Origin of the sequence: Streptomyces griseiscabiei (genome assembly GCF_020010925.1) — a bacterium.
Lineage (GTDB): Bacteria > Actinomycetota > Actinomycetes > Streptomycetales > Streptomycetaceae > Streptomyces > Streptomyces griseiscabiei.
Genome location: NZ_JAGJBZ010000002.1, coordinates 3275744 through 3295289 on the forward strand (window position 1 = coordinate 3275744; position 19546 = coordinate 3295289).

2 protein-coding genes and 1 pseudogene are annotated in these 19546 nt (G+C 75.8%); all 3 read right to left on the minus strand.

Translation table 11 applies throughout. The features are described 5' to 3' along the window. Window positions 1–149 precede the first annotated feature (149 nt). Window positions 150–7043 (minus strand): annotated as a pseudogene (locus J8M51_RS31405) (type I polyketide synthase); the annotation flags it as partial. Between the two features lie 72 nt (window positions 7044–7115). Then, on the minus strand, window positions 7116–12929 hold the full coding sequence (locus tag J8M51_RS31410) for a type I polyketide synthase (RefSeq protein WP_256965983.1): 5814 nt from the start codon (window positions 12927–12929) through the stop codon (window positions 7116–7118). A 50-nt stretch (window positions 12930–12979) separates the two neighbouring features. Continuing rightward, window positions 12980–19534 carry a type I polyketide synthase gene (locus tag J8M51_RS31415; protein ID WP_256965985.1) on the minus strand — a complete coding sequence of 2185 codons (6555 nt, stop codon included), beginning with the start codon at window positions 19532–19534 and terminating at the stop codon, window positions 12980–12982. Window positions 19535–19546 lie beyond the last annotated feature (12 nt).

A 19546-nucleotide genomic window follows, 5' to 3' on the forward strand; every position in this document is an offset into this window, starting at 1 on the left:
GTCTGACGAGAGCAGGGGAGGGGGAGAGGGAGGAGGGGGTGAGGGGAGGAGGGGAGGAGGGGGGAGGAGGGGGGAGGTGATGACGGGAGGCCAACGCTTCAGCGGGGCGGGCGTGTCAGGCGCGTCAGGTGTGCGCGGACCGCGTCGAGCGTGGTCGCGGCGTGCTCGGTGAGCATCGTGAAGTGGTCGCCGGGCACGTCCACCTCGACGGGCGCGGGCCGGCCGGGCCACCGCGCCCGCCAGCCGGACGCGGGGGACCCGGGCTCCGGCAGCGGCTCCGTCGCGCGGACCTGGAGGGCGGGCACGTCGATGCCGGCCGGGTGCCAGTCCCGGAAGACCCGGGCGATCCCGCCCATCGCGGTCAGCACGGTGTCGTCCAGGAGGGCGGCGGCGCCCTCGGCGGGGGACTCGGCCATCCCGCGGCCGATGTACTGCCCGATGTGCGGCAGTACGGGGCTGCCGGGCGCGTAGCTGTCGAGGAGGACCAGGGCGACGGGGTGCCTGCCCCTGCGCACCAGTTCGGCGGTCACCGCGTCGGCGAGCCAGCCTCCGGCGGAGTGCCCGAGGAGGGCGAAGGGCCCGCCGTCCACGCACCGTTCGACGTCGGCGGCGTGCAGCCGGACCAGCGCGTCGAGGTCGGCGGGCAGCGGTTCGTCCGTGACGAAGCCGGGCGCGGGCAGCACCCACACGTCCCGCTCGCCGCGCGCGCCCGCGGCGAGCCGGGCGTACTGATGGGCGCCGGACCTGCCCGCGAACGAGGGGAAGCACACCAGCGCGGGCCCGTCGCCGCCACGCGTCAGCCGTACCGGCGCAGGCCGCCGTACCCGCCCGGCCTCCACGTCCGCCGCGTCGAACGTCTCCCGGAACCGCGCGGTGTCCTGGAGGAACACGGTGAACTCGGCGAAACGGCCGTCCTGCGCGGCCCGCGCGCCCAGCGAGGCGAGGACGCCCGCACCGGACGCCTCGGACGCACCGGGCGTGGGGGCGGGAGTCTCCCCGGGTTCCTCGTCACCCGGCGGGGGCAGCAGCGCGGCGGTGACCAGCACGGTGTGCAGATGGGCGGCGAACCCGTCGAGCGTGGGGTGTTCGAAGAGGGCCGTGGCCGGGAGCCGGGCTCCGGTGGCCGTCTGGAGCTGGGCGCGGATCTCCGCCGCCATCACGGACTCGATGCCCAGCTCCGGGAGGCCGAACGCCGCCTGGACGTCGGTGGTGTCGGTGTGCCCGAGAGCCGTGGCGACCTGCCGGGCGACCAGGGCGCGCAGGGCGTCCGTGCGGGCTTCGGCCGTGAGGGGGGCCAGACGCGCGTGGAGCAGGGCCGCCGCGCCGTCGGCCGGCCCTTCCCCGTCCGCGCCGCCCGGCGTCGCGCCCGTCGTGGCGCCCGCCGCCGGGAGTGTGCCGTCCGGCCAGAACCGGCGGCTCTGGAACGCGTACGTGGGGAGGTCGACATGAACGGCGGCCGGGAGGTCCAGGGCGGCGGACCAGTCGACCCGCACCCCGCGCACATGCAGCCGGGCCAGCGCCTCGAACGCGCTCCGCGCCTCCGGGTGGTCGCGCCGCAGCAGCGGCACCGCCTCGACGGCCGGGCCGGGGCGCTCGGCCGCCGCGTCCCGGACGAGCGCCGTCAGCACCCCGCCCGCGCCCGGCGCGACCACGGTGCCGACCCCGGCGTCCAGCAGCGCGCCCACGACCTCGGGGGCACCGGCCCGCTCCCGCACCCGGCCCACCCAGTACGCGGCCGTGCTCACCTCCCCGGCCGCGCCGCCCGGCACCAGCGTGATGCGCGGCGGCCGGAAGTCCAGGGTGTCCGCCACCCGGGCGAACTCCTCCGCAGCGCCGCCGGACAGGGCCGGGCCGCCCTCCTCGGACGATCGGCCGGCCTCGCCGGGGGTCGTCCGCGAGGCCCGGTCGTCCGGCCCGGAGGCGGTCCGCAGCAGCCGTCCGCGTGCCGCGACCAGCCGGCAGGCGTCCTCGGCCGACAGCACGCCCGCCGCGTAGGCGGCCGTCAGTTCGCCGACCGCGTGCCCGCCCAGCACGTCCGGGACGACGTCCCAGGACTGGAGCAGCCAGAAGGACGCGGCGCCTACGGCGAACAGCGCGGCCTGGCCGTGCGCGGCCTCGTCCAGCAGGGCCGCCGCCGGGGCGCCTGCCTCGGCGAAGAGAATCTCGCGGAGCCCGGGGCCGGCCGCGCCGTCCTCGGCGGCGAGTTCGCGGTCCAGCAGGGCGCACAGTTCGTCCAGCGCCCGCGCGAAGACCGGGTACCGCTCGTACAACTCCCGGCCCATGCCCGGGAACTGGCCGCCCTCGCCGGGGAACAGGAAGCCGAGGCGGCCGGTGGCGGGCGTACCGCGCACCAGACCGGGCACCGAACCGCCCGAAGCCAGGGCCGCGAGGCCCGCGTCGAGGGCGGAGCTGCCGGCGCCGACGATCACCGCGCGGTGTGGCAGCGCGGCACGGGAGAGGGCCAGCGTTCCGGCCACGGCGGTCAGATCCGTTCCGGGCCGCGCGGACAGATGCTCACGCAGCCGCTCCGCCTGCTCCCGCAGGGCCGTCGCGCTGTGCGCCGACAGCAGCCACGGCAACGGCCCCGGCCCGCCCGCCCCCGCGAGGGCCTCGGCCCGCGCGCCATCGGTCACGGGTTCCGCCGTGTTCTCCTGCTCCGGCGGCTGTTCCACGATCACGTGCGCGTTCGTGCCGCTGATGCCGAACGCGGACACCCCCGCGCGCCGGGGCCGGCCGCTCTCCGGCCAGGGCACCGCCTCGGACAGCAGCTCCAGTGCACCGGCGGACCAGTCCACGTGGGGTGTCGGCTCGGTGAGATGCAGGGTGCGCGGCAGCGAGCCCCGCTCCATCGCCTTGACCATCTTGATCACCCCGGCCACACCGGCGGCGGCCGCCGTATGGCCGATGTTGGACTTCACCGACCCCACCCGCACCGGCCGCCCGGCCGGTCGGTCCTGCCCGTACGTCTCCAGCAGTGCCTGTGCCTCGATCGGGTCGCCCAGGGTCGTGCCGGTGCCGTGCGCCTCCACGGCGTCCACGTCGGCGGGGGAGAGCCCGGCGTTGGCCAGGGCCTGACGGATGACGCGCTGCTGGGCGGGGCCGTTGGGCGCGGACATCCCGTTGCTGGCGCCGTCCTGGTTGGTGGCGGTGCCGCGGACGAGAGCCAGGACGCGGTGCCCCTTGCGCCGGGCGTCGGACAACCGCTCCAGCAGCACCAGCCCGATGCCCTCGCCCCAGCTCGTACCGTCGGCGTCGGCCGAGAAGGGCTTGCACCGGCCGTCCGGGGACAGCCCCCGCGTCCGGCTGAAGCCGATGAACGCCTCCGGCGTGGCCAGCACCGTGGCACCGCCGGCCAGCGCCATCTCGCACTCGCCCGCCCGCAGCGACTGCGCCGCCAGATGCAGTGCCACCAGCGACGACGAGCAGGCGGTGTCCACGGTCACCGCCGGGCCCTCCAGACCGAAGGTGTACGCGACCCGGCCGGACAGCACGCTCGCCGCCGCGCCCGTCATCAGGAAGGCCTCGACGCCCTGCCGTGCGGAGGTCCGCGCCACCAGCGTCGGATAGTCCTGCCCGCTGATGCCCGCGAAGACGCCGGTACGGCTGCCCCGCAGAGTCGTCGGGTCGATGCCGGCGTCCTCGAACAGCTCCCAGGAGGTCTCCAGGAGCAGCCGCTGCTGCGGGTCCATCGCGAGCGCCTCACGGGGACTGATGCCGAAGAACGCGGCGTCGAAGCGGTCGACGCCGTCGATGAAACCGGCCTCGCGGGTGTACGTGTGCCCGACGCGCTCCGGGTCGGGATCGTAGACCGCCGCCACGTCCCAGCCCCGGTCCTCGGGGAAGAACGAGATCGCGTCGGTGCCGTCCGCGACCAGCCGCCACAGGTCCTCCGGCCCCCGTACGCCGCCGGGGTAGCGGCAGGCCATCGCGACGATCGCGATCGGGTCGTCGTCCACGGGCGCGTCGGGCCGTACGACCGGTGCCGTTTCCCGGCCGCCGGAGAGCCGGTCGAGGAGATGCCCGGCGAGGGCCCGCGGGGTCGGGTGGTCGAAGACGACGGACGCCGGCAGCCGTGTCCCGGTCGCGGCGCGGAGCCGGTTGCGCAGCTCCACCGCCGTCATCGAGACATAGCCGAGTTCGTCGAAGGTGCGGTCGGACGCGACGGGGCTCTGATGGCCCAGCACGGCCGTGGCCTCCTCCACCACCACGTCCAGCAGCAGCTGCCTCCGGTCGGCCTCGCCCAGCCCGGCGAGCCGGCGGGCCAGGTCCGTGCCCTCGGCACCGCCCCCGGATTCCTGGCCGGCGCCCGCCGGGGCGAACGCGGGAACGGCGCCCGGATGCGCGGCGACGGTGTCCGCCGGCCCCGCGTCCACCCAGTAGCGCCTGCGCTGGAAGGGATAGGACGGAAGGTCCAGGACCCGGCCGGGCGGTGTCGTGAACCCGCTCCAGTCCACGGGCAGTCCATGGGCGTGGGCCTGCGCGGCGGAGGCCAGCACACGCGGCCAGCCGCCCTCGTCACGGCGGAGGGTGCCGGTGACGAAGACATCGCGCTCGGCCTCCTCGGCGTTGGCCTCCAGGGCGAGCGTGAGGACCGGGTGGGGGCTGCACTCGACGAACGCCGTGTGCCCCTCGGCGAACGCGGTGCGCACCGCGTCGATCAGACGAACCGGCTGCCGCAGATTGGCGTACCAGTAGGCGGCGTCGAGACCGCTCGTGTCCAGCAGTTCGCCGGTGACCGTCGAGTAGAACGGGACGGCGCTCGCACGGGGTGTGACGCCCGACAGGGCCCGTACGAGGTCGTCCTCGACCGGTTCGACGTAGGGGGAGTGGGAGGCGTAGTCGGCGTCGATCCGGCGGGCGCGGATCTCCTTCTCCTCGCAGAGGGCCACGAGGTCGTCGAGGTCCCGTGGTTCTCCGGCGACGACCGTGGCCGCCGGGCCGTTGAGGACGGCGACGGACATCCGCCCCTGCCAGGGCGCGATCAGCTTCTCGGCCCGCTCCGCCGACACGGCCAGGGACACCAGACCGCCCTTCCCGGACACGGCCCGCATGACCTGGCTGCGCAGCGCGACGATCCTGGCCGCGTCCTGGAGGGTGAGTGCTCCGGCGACGACGGCGGCGGCTATCTCGCCCTGGGAGTGGCCGATGACGGCGGCGGGTTCGATGCCGAGGGAGCGCCACAGGGCGGCGAGGGAGACCATCACCGAGAACAGCGCGGGCTGGACGACATCGGAGCGGGAGATCCGCTCCCCGCCGCACAGCAACTCGGTGAGCGACCAGTCGACGTGCGGGGCGAGTGCGGCCTCGCAGCCGGCGATGGAGCGGGCGAACACCTCGGAGGTGGTGAGGAGTTCGGTGGCCATGCCGATCCACTGGGAGCCCTGGCCGGGGAAGACGAACACCGGGCGCTCGTAGCCGCCCTGCCCGGTGACCACCCCGGGAGCGGCGGCGCCGGTGGCCAACGCCTCCAGTCCCGCCCGGAGTTCGTCCCGGTCCGTGCCGAGGACCACCGCGCGGTGGTCCAGGGCGGCCCGCTGGGTGAGGAGGGCGTGCGCGACCTCGCGTACGTCCGGCAGATCGTCGAGGCCCGCGGCCAGGCCCTCGGCCCGGGCGCGCAGCGCGACGCTGTCGCGGGCGGAGAGGACGAGCGGGACTACCGGCGCGAGGACAGTCCCGCCGGAGGGCCGCGGGGTTTCGTCGGGCGCCTGCTCCAGCACCACATGGGCGTTGGTGCCGCTGACACCGAAGGAGGAGACGGCGGCCCGGCGGGGCCGGTCCGCGGCGGGCCACTCCCGCCGCTCCGTCAGCAGCTCCACCTTGCCCGCCGACCAGTCCACGTGCGGGGTCGGCGCGTCGACATGGAGGGTCGCGGGCAGCACCCCGTGGCGCATGGCCATGACCATCTTGATCACGCCGCCCACACCAGCGGCGGCCTGCGCGTGTCCGACGTTCGACTTGAACGAGCCCAGCCACAGGGGCTCTTCACGCTCCCGGCCGTACGTCGCGAGCAGCGCCTGCGCCTCGATCGGGTCGCCGAGCGTGGTGCCGGTGCCGTGCGCCTCCACCGCGTCCACGTCGGCCGGGGTGAGACGCGCGTCGGCGAGGGCCGCCCGGATCACCCGTTGCTGGGCGGGGCCGCTGGGCGCGGTGAGGCCGTTGGAGGCACCGTCCTGGTTGACGGCGGAGCCGCGGACGACGGCCAGCACCCGGTGCCCGTTGCGCCGCGCGTCCGACAGCCGCTCCAGGACGAGGACACCGGCGCCCTCGCTGAAGCCCGTACCGTCCGCGGCGGCGGCGAAGGCCTTGCAGCGGCCGTCGGGCGCCACACCGCGCTGACGGGCCGTCGCGGTGAACATCCCGGGCCCGGCCATCACGGTCGCGCCACCGGCCAGGGCCAGTTCGCTCTCGCCGCGCCGCAGCGACTGCACGGCCACGTGCAGGGCGGCCAGCGACGCCGAGCACGCCGTGTCGACGGTGAGCGCCGGGCCCTCGAAGCCGAAGAAGTACGACAGCCGCCCCGACAGGACGCTCGCGGCGAGACCGCCGATCAGATAGCCCTCCAGCTCGGGGGCACGCCGCACGAGCGCCGCGTAGTCCTGCTGGCCGGTGCCCATGAACACCCCCGTACGGCTGCCCCGCAGCGCCGTCGGGTCGATGCCCGCGTGCTCGAACGCCTCCCACGCGGTCTCCAGCAGCAGCCGCTGCTGCGGATCCATGGCGAGGGCCTCACGAGGCGCGATGTCGAAGAAGGCCGCGTCGAAGTGCCCGGCCTCGTCGAGGAACCCGCCCTCGCGGTTGTACGTCGTCCCCGGCACGTCCGGGTCCGGGTCGTACAGCGAGTCCAGGTCCCAGCCCCGGTCGGCCGGGAAGGGCGACATCGCGTCCCGGCCCTCCAGGACCAGCCGCCACAGCCCGTCCGCCGACCCGACACCGCCCGGGTAGCGGCACGACATGCCGACGACGGCGACCGGCTCGCCCGCGACGGACTCCAGCTCCGTCAGCCGTGTACGGGTCTGCCGGAGGTCGGCCGTCACCTTCTTCAGGAAGTAGCGGAGTTTGTCCTCGGTGCTCTCGCCGTTCGCCACGGTGGCGCCGTCCTCTCTGTTCCGCACGGGTCAGGAGATCCCGAGTTCGTTGGTGATGAAGTCGAAGACCTCGTCGTCGCCGGCCGAGTCGAGGTGCAACGCCCCCGTGTCCGGAGGTGCTTCCGTGTGCGCCGCCGGACGCGGGACCCAGTCGGCGACGACCGCGCCCAGCCGGGCGGCGATCCGGGCCCGGTCGGGGTGATCGGCGGCGACGGCGGCCAGCGCACGCTCCAGCCGGTCGAGTTCGGCCAGCAGCGGTTCGGCCGACGGGACGTCGTCCCGGGGCAGCGCGCCGTCCACGTACCGGGCGAGCTCCTGTGCCGTCGGATGGTCGAAGACGAGGGTCGCGGGCAGCCGGAGCCCGGTGACGGCGCCCAGCCGGTTGCGCAGCTCCACGGCCGTCAGCGAGTCGAGGCCCAGGTCGCTGAAGGGGCGCCCCGGTGCGACGGCGGAGCTGTCGGTGTGCCCGAGCACCTCGGCGACCGTCCGGCGCACCAGGTCGAGGAGGATCCGCCGCCGCTCCCGGTCGTCGGCCCCGACGAGCCGCCGCAGTTCGCCGGAGACCTCGTCCCGCGCCGACGTCTCCGCCCCCGCCACCGTGGCCGGCCGGCGCACCAGCTCGCGCAGCAGCGCGGGAACGGGTCCGCCCGCGCGCCCGAGCGCGGTCGTGTCGAGACGCACCGGGAGCAGCGTGCGGTGTCCCTCCCGATGGGCCGTCAGCGCGGTGTCGAACAGGGCGAGTCCGTCCTCGGCGGACAGGGGGAGGACTCCGGAGCGCCGCATGCGCCGTACCGCCGACTCGTCCAGCCGTGCCGCCATGCCCGCGTCCCACGCGCCCCAGGCCAGCGAGACCGCGGGCAGTCCCAGCGCCGCGCGGTGCTCCGCGAGGGCGTCGAGGAAGGAGTTGGCCGCCGCGTAGGAACTCTGGCCCGCCGCGCCGAGCGTGGCCGTGGCCGAGGAGAACAGGACGAAGGCGGCCAGGTCCCTGTCCCGGGTCAGCTCGTGCAGCCACCAGGCCGCGTCGACCTTCGGACGCAGTACGGCGTCCACCGCTTCGGGGGTCGCCGCGTCGAGGACCCCGTCGTCCACGACCCCGGCCGCGTGGATCACGGCCGTGAGCGGGTGCGCGGCGGGAATCCGGTCCAGTACGGCCGCCAGCGCGTCGCGGTCGGCCGCGTCGCACGCCTCCACGGTCACCTCCGCGCCGAGCGCGCCCAGCGCCTCGGCCAGCTCCCGGGCCCCGGCGGACCGCTCCCCGCCACGGCTCAGCAGCACCAGCCTGCGCACCCCGTGGTCCGTCACGAGACGGCGGGCGACGAGGCCGCCGAGCGCGCCCGTACCGCCGGTGACGAGGACCGTCCCGTCGGGGCCGAACCCCTGGGCCGGTGCCGGACCGGCGGAGGGCGGCGCCGGGGTGCGCACGAGCCGGGGTGCCGTCAACGTGCCCCTGCGCAGGGCGAGGTGTGGCTCGGTGCGGTCGAGCGCCGTGCGCCAGGCGGCGGTGTCTCCCGCCGACGCCCCGTCCACGTCCAGCAGGACGAACCGGTCGGGGTGCTCGGCCTGGGCGGCCCGGGTGAGCCCCCACACCACCGACTGCCGCAATCCCCGTACGGCGTCACCGGCGTCGACGGCGACCGCGTCCCGCGTGACCACGAACAACCGTGTCCCGGCGAGTCGCGCGTCCGCCGCCCAGGCCACGAGCACGGACCGCACCGCACGCTCGACGGCCCGGGCGGCGGCCGGGACGTCCGTGTCGGCGGGTACCGGTGCCGCGCAGTCCCACACCACCGCGCCGGGCACCGGCCGACCCGCCGCGAGGGCCGCCCCCAGCGCCGCCACGTCGGCGTACGTCTCGTCGGCCAGGCCGACCGGCAGCGTGCCGCCGCCCACGGCGACGACGTCCCGCACGGTCCCGGTTCCGGAGGAGGCCGGCGGCTGCCACGCGACGTGGAACAGACGGTCCGTCCGCCGCTGCCGGGAGGCGGCCCGCAGCTGTCCGGCGGAGACCGGCCGGGTCCGCAGCGCCTCCACCGACGCCACCGGCGCCCCGTCCGTGTCCGTCACCAGCACCGCCAGCGCGTGGTCGCCGACCGGCGACAGCCGCACCCGCAACGCGACGGCGCGGGCGCGGTGCAGCCGTACGCCCTGCCAGGCGAACGGCAGCCGCACCTGTTCACCGGTGGCGCCGACCAGGGCCGCGTGCAGGGCGGCGTCCAGCAGCGCGGGATGGACGCCGTACCGGGCCGCCTCCGCCCGGAAGGGTTCCGGCAGCTCCACCTCGCCGAACAGGTCCTGGCCCGAACGCCACAGGGCGCGCAGCCCCCGGAAGGACGGTCCGTACGCGAAGCCGTCGAGGGCGACCGCGTCGTAGAAGCCGGTGAGGTCCACCGGCTCGGCGCCGGCGGGCGGCCACGCGCCGATCGGATCGCTCTCGGTGCGGGCCTCGGCGCCGGCTTCCGACAGCACCCCTTCGGCATGCCGCGTCCAGGGCGGCGCGGCGGCCCCACTCTCCATGGGCGCGGCGGGCGTGGTGGGTGCGGAGGCGGGCCGGGAGGCCACGGTGAACGGCCGCCGCCCCTCGCCGTCGTCCGGTCCCACGGTGAGCCGGAGGTGCACGGCCTCGCCCTCGCCGAGGACCAGCGGGCTCTCCTGGACCAGCTCCTCCACCGTGCCGCACCCTGTCAACCTGCCCGCGTGCAGGGCCAGTTCGAGATAGGCCGTGCCCGGGACCACGGTCGAGCCCAGCACCACGTGGTCGGCGAGCCAGCCCTGAGCCCGGGACGACAGCCGGCCGGTGAGGGCCGGCCCGCCGCCGTCCGCCGGGGCGAGCAGGGCACCGAGCAGCGGATGCCCGGCCGGGTCCAGCCCCAGATCACCCGGCTCGACCGGGGCGGCCGGACCGGCGGACAGCCAGTAGCGCTCGCCCTGGAAGGCGTACGTCGGCAGCTCCAGCGGCAGCCGCCGTCCCGCACCCGCACCGGCACCGGCATCGGCACCCGCACCGGTATCGGTGGGGGCACCGGCGGCCTTGAGCTGTGCCCGCCAGTCCACGGTGACGCCCCGGACGTGCGCCTCGGCCACGGCGGTGAGGACCGTACGGGCCTCGGATCGGTTGCGGCGCAGCAGCGGCAGGGCGAGGACGGCGGAGCGCTCCTCCTCGGGCAGCACGGCGGCGGCGCTCTCGCGGGCCATCGCGGAGAGCACCCCGTCCGGCCCCAGCTCCAGGAACGTGCGCACCCCGAGGCCCAGCAGCGTGCGTACGCCGTCGTGGAAACGCACCGCCTGCCGGACGTGCCGGACCCAGTGGTCGGGGGAGCGGATCTCCGCCGCGGTCACCGGGCGGCCGGTGACGTTGGAGACGACGGGGATCTCCGGGTCGCGCGGGGTCAGCGACGACAGGACCGTGCGGAAGGCGTCCAGCATGCCGTCCATGCGCGGTGAGTGGAAGGCGTGGCTGACGGCCAGCTCCCTGGTCCGCCGTCCCCGGGCCCGCAGCGCCCCGGCCACCGCGCGCACCACGTCCTCGTCGCCCGACACGACCACGGAGTCCGGGCCGTTGACGGCGGCGATACCGGCCAGGTCGGTGCGGCCCGCGAGCAGTTCGGCGACCTCGTCCTCGGTGGCCCGCACCGCCGCCATCAGCCCGCCGGCCGGCAGCTCCTCCATGAGCCGCCCGCGTGCCCCCACCGCGACGACCGCGTCCTCCAGGGAGAAGACACCCGCGACATGCGCGGCGGCCAGTTCGCCGACGGAGTGGCCGAGGAGGTGACCGGGACGCAGTCCCCAGGACTCGACCAGCCGGTACAGGCTCACCTCGACGGCGAACAGCGCGGCCTGCGTCCACCGCGTGCGGTCCAGCAGCGCCGCCGCCTCCGACCCCTCGTCGGCGAGGAGCACCTCGCGCAGCCGCAGATCCGCCCGCTCGGCGAACAGTGCGCAGATCCGGTCCAGCGACTCGGCGAACACCGGCTGGGACGCGTACAACTCACGCCCCATGGCGGCCCGTTGGGCACCCTGGCCGGTGAACAGGAACGCCGGACCGGTGCCCCGCGCAGCCATGCCGGTCACGACCCGGCCGGGCTGGGCAGGACCGGCCCCCCGCAGCGCGTCCAGGCCCGCGAGCAGCTCGTCGCGGCCGGTTCCGATGATCACGGCCCGGTGGGTGAGACTCGCCCGCTCGACCGCCAGGGGCAGGGCGAGCAGGGCCGGGTCGAGGTCCGGGTGGGCGAGGACCGCGTCGCGCAGCCGCTCGGCCTGGGCGGCCAGGGCCCGCGGACCGGCGGCGGACAACTGCCAGGGCACGAGCGCCGGGACGGCCGCCCCGGTCGCCTCGCCGCCGGTCGTGCGCCGCCCGCCGTCCTCACCGGCGGTGTACGCCCCGCCGTCGCTGTGTCCATGGCCGTCTCCGCCGTCTCCGCCGTCTCCGCCGTCTCCGTACGCTTCGGCCTGCTCCAGGACCACGTGTGCGTTGGTTCCGCTGATGCCGAAGGACGACACCGCCGCGCGCCGGGGTCGGCCGGTCGCCGGCCACTCCCGCCGCTCGGACAGCAGCCGTACGGACCCGCTCGACCAGTCGACATGCGGGGTCGGCTCGTCCACGTGCAGGGTCGCGGGCAGCACACCGTGCCGCATCGCCAGCACCGTCTTGATCACTCCGGCGACACCGGCCGCGTGCGAGGTGTGCCCGATGTTGGACTTCGCCGAGCCCAGCCACAGCGGCTCCGCCCGCTCCCGGCCGTACGTGGCGAGCAGCGCCTGCGCCTCGATCGGGTCGCCGAGCGTGGTGCCGGTGCCGTGCGCCTCCACCGCGTCCACGTCGGCCGGGGTGAGACGCGCGTCGGCGAGGGCCGCCCGGATCACCCGTTGCTGGGCGGGGCCGCTGGGCGCGGTGAGGCCGTTGGAGGCACCGTCCTGGTTGACGGCGGAGCCCCGCAGCACGGCCAGTACCCGGTGTCCGTTGCGGCGCGCGTCCGACAGCCGCTCCACCAGCAGGACGCCGACGCCCTCGCCCCAGTTGGTGCCGTCGGCGGAGGCGGCGAACGCCTTGACGCGTCCGTCGGGCGCGAGCCCGCGCTGCCTGCCGAACTCCACGAACAGGAAGGGTGTCGCCATCACCGACGCCCCGCCGACCAGCGCCAGTTCGCATTCGCCGTCCCGCAGCGACCGCGCCGCCAGATGCAGGGCCACCAGGGACGCCGAGCACGCCGTGTCGACGGTGATCGCCGGCCCCTCCAGCCCGAGCGTGTACGCCAGCCTGCCGGAGGCGACGCTGGTCGTGGTGCCGGTCAGCACATGGCCCTCGGTGCCCTCGGACGCGGCTCCCGTCCCGGTGCCGTAGCCGAGCTGCGCCGCTCCCACGAACACCCCCGTGCGGCTGCCGCGCAGCGACGTCGGGTCGAGACCGGCGCGTTCGACGGTCTCCCAGGAGGTCTCCAGGAGCAGCCGCTGCTGCGGGTCCATGGCGAGGGCTTCACGTGGGCTGATCCCGAAGAATCCGGCGTCGAACCGGTCCGCGTCCCGCAGGAACCCGCCACCGCGCCCGTAGGTGCCGCCCGGCCGGTCGGGGTCCGGGTCGCACAGCGAGTCCAGGTCCCAGCCGCGGTCCGACGGGAACGGGGTGATCGCGTCCCGTCCCTCGACGAGCAACCGCCAGAAGTCCTCGGGCGAGCGCACCCCGCCCGGGAACCGGCAGCCCATGCCGACGACCGCGATCGGCTCGTGACGGGCCTCCACCAACCGTCGGTTCCGCTCCTGGAGGTGCTTGTTCTCCTTCACGGAACGGCGCAGCGCCTCGGTCAGCCGCTCGGTCCGTGTGCCCGGCGTGTCGTGCGTTTCCCGCGTCACGGGGATTCCCTCTCCGCTCATGGTCGTTCCCGCCCCCGGCCCGCGCGAGGTCACTGCTCACCCGCGCCGAGCGCCAGCTCGATGAGACCGTCGGCGTCCAGGTCGTCGATGTCGTCCGGGCCGCCGGTCGTCTCCCCGGCGGGCCCGGCCAGCTCCCACAGGGCCGCCAGCAGCCCGGACTCCCGCAGCCGGGCGGGCGGGATCGTGGCGAGCAGCCGGCGTACTTCGTCGTCGGTGGCGTCCGTGACATCGGTGACGTCCGTGGCGTCGGCCCGCGCCGGTGGCACCGGGCCGAGGCCCAGCTCGCGCAGCAGGTGTCCGGCGAGCGCCGTCGCCGTGGGATGGTCGAAGACCACCGTCGCCGGGAGCCGCAGACCGGTCGCCGTGGCCAGACGGTTGCGCAGCTCCACCGCCGTGAGGGAGTCGAAGCCCAGCTCCTTGAACGCCTGGTCGAGGCCGATGGCCGTGCTCGTCCCGTGCCCCAGGACGAGCGCCGCCTGATCGCGTACGAGATCCAGCAGCGTCCGGCCGCGCGCGGCGCCCGGCAGCGCGGCCAGCCGGTCCCGCAGGCCGGGCTCACCGGGCACCGCACCGGCAGGGCCGCCCGTGGACGCCACCGCCCGCCGGGCCGGGGCGCCGGTCAACTCCCGCAGCAGAAGAGGGACATCGCCCGACGCGCGCACGGCACCGAGGTCCAGCCGCATCGCCACCACCGGCGCCCGATCCGCGCCCAGCGCCGCGTCGAACAGGTCGAGCCCCTCGGCGTCGGTCAGCGCGCCCACACCGACCCGGCGCAGCCGCGCCAGATCCTCGGCGTCCAGATGGCCGGTCATCCCGCTCGCCCGGCCCCACAGACCCCATGCCACCGAGACACCGGGCAGCCCCTGGGCCCGCCGCCGCTCCGCGAGGGCGTCGAGGAAGACGTTGGCCGCCGCGTAGTTGGCCTGCCCCCGGGTGCCCAGCGTGCCCGACGCCGAGGAGAACAGGACGAAGGCGGCCAGATCCATGTCCCGGGTCAGCTCGTGCAGATGCCAGGCCGCGTCCACCTTGGGCCGCAGCACCGCGTCGACCCGCTCGGGCGTCAGCCTGCCCAGCCTCGCGTCGTCGAGGACACCGGCCGCGTGCACCACCCCGGTCAGCGGATGCTCCCGGGGCACCTCCGCCAGCACGGCCGCGAGCGCCTCGCGATCGGCGCCGTCACAGGCCGCGACGGTCACCTCCGCGCCCGCCGCGACCAGTTCGGCACACAGGGCGTCGGCGCCCTCGGCCGCGGCACCACGGCGACCGAGCAGCAGCAGCCGCCGTACACCGTGCTCGGCGACCAGGCGGCGCGCCACCAGCCCGCCCAGCGCGCCCGTGCCGCCGGTGATCAGCACCGTCCCGTTCGGATCGAACGCGGCCGGCGGCATGGTGAGCACCAGCTTGCCGATGTGCCGGGCCCCGCTCATGAAGCGGAACGCGTCCTCGGCGCGCCGCACGTCCCAGGACGCCGTCGGCAGGGGCCGCAGCACCCCGCTGTGGAACAGCGGCATCAGCGCGGCCAGCATCCGGCCGACATGCTCGACGTCGGCCGAGACCAGGTCGTACCAGAGATAGGAGACGCCCGGGTGGTCGGCCGCGACCCGCTCGGCGTCCCGGATGTCGGTCTTGCCCATCTCCAGCAGCCGGCCACCGTCGGAGGTGAGCAGACGCAGCGAGGCGTCCACGAAGTCACCCGCGAGCGAGTTCAGGACGACGTCCACCCCGCGCCCGCCCGCCGCCGACCGGAGACGCTCCTCGAAGTCCAGGGTCCGGGACGAGGCGATCCGTTCCTCGGGCACGCCCAGCCCGCGCAGCGTCTCCCACTTGGCGGGGCTCGCCGTCGCGAACACCTCCGCACCCAGCTGCCGGGCCAGCTGCAGCGCGGCCAGGCCCACACCGCCGGTGGCCGCGTGGATCAGCACCGACTCACCGGCCCGCAGACCCGCCAGCTCGACCAGGCCGAGATACGCCGTCAGGAACGCGACCGGCACCGAGGCGCCCTCCGCGTACGTCCAGTGCTCGGGCAGCGGTACGAGCAGCCGGCGGTCGACGACCACGACCGGGCCGAAGGAGCCCCGGACCATACCCATCACCCGGTCCCCGGGCGACAGGTCCGTGACGTCCGGCGCCACCTCCAGGACCACGCCCGCCGCCTCACCGCCCATGACGGTCTGGTCGACCACACCGAGGCCCAGCAGCACATCGCGGAAGTTGACGCCGGACGCCCGCACCGAGAGCCGCACCTGCCCGGGGGCCAGCGGCGCCGACGCCTGCGGGCACGGCACCAGCGCGAGGTTCTCCAGCGTGCCCCTGCCCTCGGTGTCCAGCCGCCACGCCGAACCGTCCACCGGCGGCACGAGCGCCCGCCCGGCCGACACCCGGACCAGCCGGGGTTTCGTCAACCGCCCGGCACGCAGGGCGAGTTGAGGCTCACCGGCGGCGAGAGCCCGGCCCAGTGCGGCACGCGAGGACTCCCGCCCGTCCACATCGGCCAGCACGAACCGGCCGGGGTGCTCGGACTGCGCCGAGCGCAGCAGGCCCCACAGAGGGGCGTGCACCAGATCCCGGGCGCTCTCGCCGTCACCGGCCGCGACCGCGCCCCGGGTGACCACGGCCAGCGTTCCGTCGGCGAACCGCTCGTCCGCCAGCCACCGCTGCACGAGCGCGAGGACACGGCGCACCTCGGCGCGCACGGCCCCCGGCACATCCGCCTCCGGCCGATCCTCCCCCGCGCAGGACAGGACGAGCGTCGCCGCGGGGGCCAGCGCCGCCAGGGAGTCCAGGTCGGCGCATGTCTCGAAGCCCAGGTCCAGGCCGTCCGCACCGAGGACGACCACCCGGTCCGGGGCGGTGTCCGGGAGCGGGAGACCGGCCCAGTCCACCGTCAGCAGCGGGTCCCGCCCGGGCCCGCTCGCGGCATCGAACCGGTCCTCGCCCACCGCCCGGGTCACCAGCGACCCCACCTCGGCGACCGGAACCCCGTCCTGGTCCGCGACGGCCAGCGCGAATCCGTCCTCGCCCCGGGGCGTGAGACGGACGCGCAGGGTGGTGGCACCGGTCGCGTACAGCGTGACGTCCGTCCACGAGAACGGCAGCCGGACCGTGTCGACGCCCTCGGCGAGACTGGCGTGCAACGCCGCGTCCAGCAGCGCCGGATGGATCCCGTACGCCCCGGCGTCCCCGTGCTGTTCCTGCGGGAGCACGGCCTCGGCGAACAGCTCGCCGTCACGGCGCCACACGGCGCGCAGCCCCTGGAACACCGGCCCGTAGCCGAGCCCGCTCCCGGCGAGCCGCGGGTACAGCCCGGACAGCTCCACCGGCCGCGCGCCGGCCGGGGGCCACTGCGCCAGATCCCAGTCCGGCCGGCCCGCGCCGGGGGTGACGCATCCGGTCGCATGACACGTCCAGGGCGCGTCGCCCGCCGCCTCGTCCCCGGAGCGCGTCGCGTGGTCGGCCCGCGCGTGAACGGCCACCGCCCGCCGACCGCCGTCGTCGGGCCCTCCCACCGTGACCCGCAGCCGCAGCGCACCGTCCTCGGGCAGCACCAGCGGCGCCCGGAGCGTCAACTCCTCCAGCACCGCGCATCCGACCTGGTCGGCGGCGCGTACGGCGAGGTCCAGCAGCGCCGTTCCCGGCAGCAGCACCGTGCCCCGCACGGCGTGGTCGGCGAGCCACGGCTGTGCCTTCGACGACACCCTGCCGGTCAGCACCACCTCGTCGTCGGCGAGCGTGAGCGTGGCACCGAGCAGGGGGTGGTCGGAGGGGTCGAGTCCGGCGGCGCGGACGTCGCCGGGGGCGCTCGGCGGGGCGTCCAGCCAGTAGCGCTCGCGCTGGAAAGGGTACGTCGGCAGATCGGGGTCCCGGTCGCCGGTTCCGAGGACGGTGGCCCAGTCGACGGGCAGACCGCTGGTGTGGGCGTGGGCGGCGGAGGTGAGGAAGCGCGCCCAGCCGCCCTCGTCCCGGCGCAGGGTGCCGACGGCGAGGGCGTCGGCGCCGGTGTCCTCCAGGACCTCGTCGACGGCGTGGGTGAGGACGGGGTGCGGAGCGCACTCGACGAACGCGCTGTGGCCCGCGCCGACCGCCGCCCGGAGCGCGTCGGTGAGCCGTACGGTCCGGCGCAGGTTGGTGTACCAGTAACCGGCGTCGAGCCCGGCCGTGTCGACGGGTCCGCCGGTGACCGTGGAATAGAACGGGACCGTGCCGGTGCGGGGCGAGATGCCCGCGAGGAGGCGGGCGAGGTCGTCCTCGATGGCCTCCACGTGCGGGCTGTGGGAGGCGTAGTCGACGTCGATCCGGCGGGCCCGGATCCCCTGCCCCTCACAGTGGGTCAGAAGCTCGTCGAGCGCCCGCACGTCACCGGCGACGACGGTGGCACGGGGGCTGTTGCGGGCGGCCACACCGATCCGGTTCCCCCAGCGGGCGACCAGCTCGGCGGCCTCGTCGTGGGGGAGCGGCAGCGAGACCATGCCGCCCTGCCCGGCGAGCTTGAGGATGGCCCGGCTGCGCAGCGCGGCGACCTTGGCACCGTCCTGGAGGGTGAGTGCTCCGGCGACGACGGCGGCGGCTATCTCGCCCTGGGAGTGGCCGATGACGGCGGCGGGTTCGATGCCGAGGGAGCGCCACAGGGCGGCGAGGGAGACCATCACCGAGAACAGCGCGGGCTGGACCACATCCACCCGGCTCAACGGCTCACCACCGCCCAGGACTTCGGTGAGCGACCAGTCGACGTGCGGGGCGAGTGCGGCCTCGCAGTCGGCGATGGAGCGGGCGAACACCTCGGAGGTGGTGAGGAGTTCGGTGGCCATGCCGATCCACTGGGAGCCCTGGCCGGGGAAGACGAACACCGGGCGCTCGTACGTGCCCTGCCCGGTGACCACCCCGGGAGCCTCGGACCCCGCCGCCAACGCCCGCAGACCGGCGAGGAGTTCGTCCCGGTCCCGGCCGAGGACCACCGCCCGGTGACCGAACCCGGTGCGCCCGGTCAGCAGGGCGCGGGCGGTGGACCGTACGTCCGCCCGGCCGTCGGCGACATGGGCGGCCAGGCGCCCGGCCTGGGCGTGCAGCGCGGCGGTGTCGCGGGCGGAGAACACCAGGGGCACGAGCGGAGTGAGCGGCTCGGCGGACTCGTCCGCCGGCTGGGGTGCTTCGGCGGGCGCTTGCTCCAGGACGACGTGGGCGTTGGTGCCGCTGACACCGAAGGAGGAGACGGCGGCGCGGCGCGGGCGGCCCGTGGTCGGCCAGTCGCGCTGCTCGGTCAGCAGCTGCACCTTCCCCGTCGACCAGTCCACGTGCGGGGTCGGCGCGTCCACGTGGAGGGTCGCGGGCAGCACCCCGTGGCGCATGGCCATGACCATCTTGATCACGCCGCCCACACCTGCGGCGGCCTGCGTGTGCCCGACGTTCGACTTGAACGAGCCCAGCCACAAGGGCTCTTGGCGCTCCCGGCCGTACGTCGCGAGCAGCGCCTGCGCCTCGATCGGGTCGCCCAGCTTCGTCCCCGTCCCGTGCGCCTCCACCACGTCCACCAGGTCGGGGGAGAGCCGGGCCTCGGCGAGCGCGGCCCGGATGACCCGCTGCTGCGAGGGGCCGTTCGGCGCGGACAGACTGCTCGTCGCGCCGTCCTGGTTGACGGCGGAGCCACGGACGACGGCCAGCACCCGGTGCCCGTTGCGCCGCGCGTCCGACAGGCGCTCCACGAGCAGCATGCCGGCGCCCTCGCTCCACGTCGTGCCGTCGGCGGACGCGGCGAAGGACTTGATGCGCCCGTCGGGCGCCAGCCCGCCCAGCCGGTCGAAGCCCGTGAAGGTGCCCGGCGTGGCCATCACGGTCACGCCGCCCGCCAGCGCCATGGTGCACTCGCCGCGCCGCACCGCCTGTACGGCCAGATGCAGGGCGACCAGCGACGACGAGCAGGCGGTGTCGACGGTCGCGGCAGGCCCCTCCAGCCCCAGGGTGTAGGAGATCCGGCCGGAGGCGACACTGCCCCAGGTGCCGCTGCCCAGGAAACCCGCGGCGTCCTCGTCCCCCTCGTCCAGCCGGGTGGCGTAGTCGTGGTACATCAGCCCCGTGTAGACGCCGACCCGGGTTCCGCGCCGTGTCGTCGGGTCGATCCCGGCGCGCTCGAACGCCTCCCACGCCACCTCCAGCAGCAGCCGCTGCTGCGGGTCCATGGACAGGGCCTCGCGCGGGTTGACGCCGAAGAACGCGGGGTCGAAGTCGCCCACCGCGTCCAGGAAGCCGCCCTGCCAGGCGGGGGAGGAGCCTTTCCGGGCCTCGCCGGCGCCGGTGGACTCCCCGGCGGCCCAGCCCCGGTCGGCCGGCACCGCGCCGACCGCGTCCCGGCCCTCCGCGACCAGCCGCCACAGCGACTCGGGGGAGTCGACGCCGCCGGGGAACCGGCACGCCATGCCCACGATCGCCACGGGCTCGTGGCCCGCCCCCTCCAGCTCGGCCACCCGGCGCCGTGCCTCGCCCAGTTCGGCGGTGGCCCAGCGCAGGTGCTCACGGAACCTGTCCACCTGCGACGGCGACTCGCCCTGCGGCGAGGGCGACTGCTGCGACGGTGACGTCGATGACTGCGACACGGGAGCCCGCTC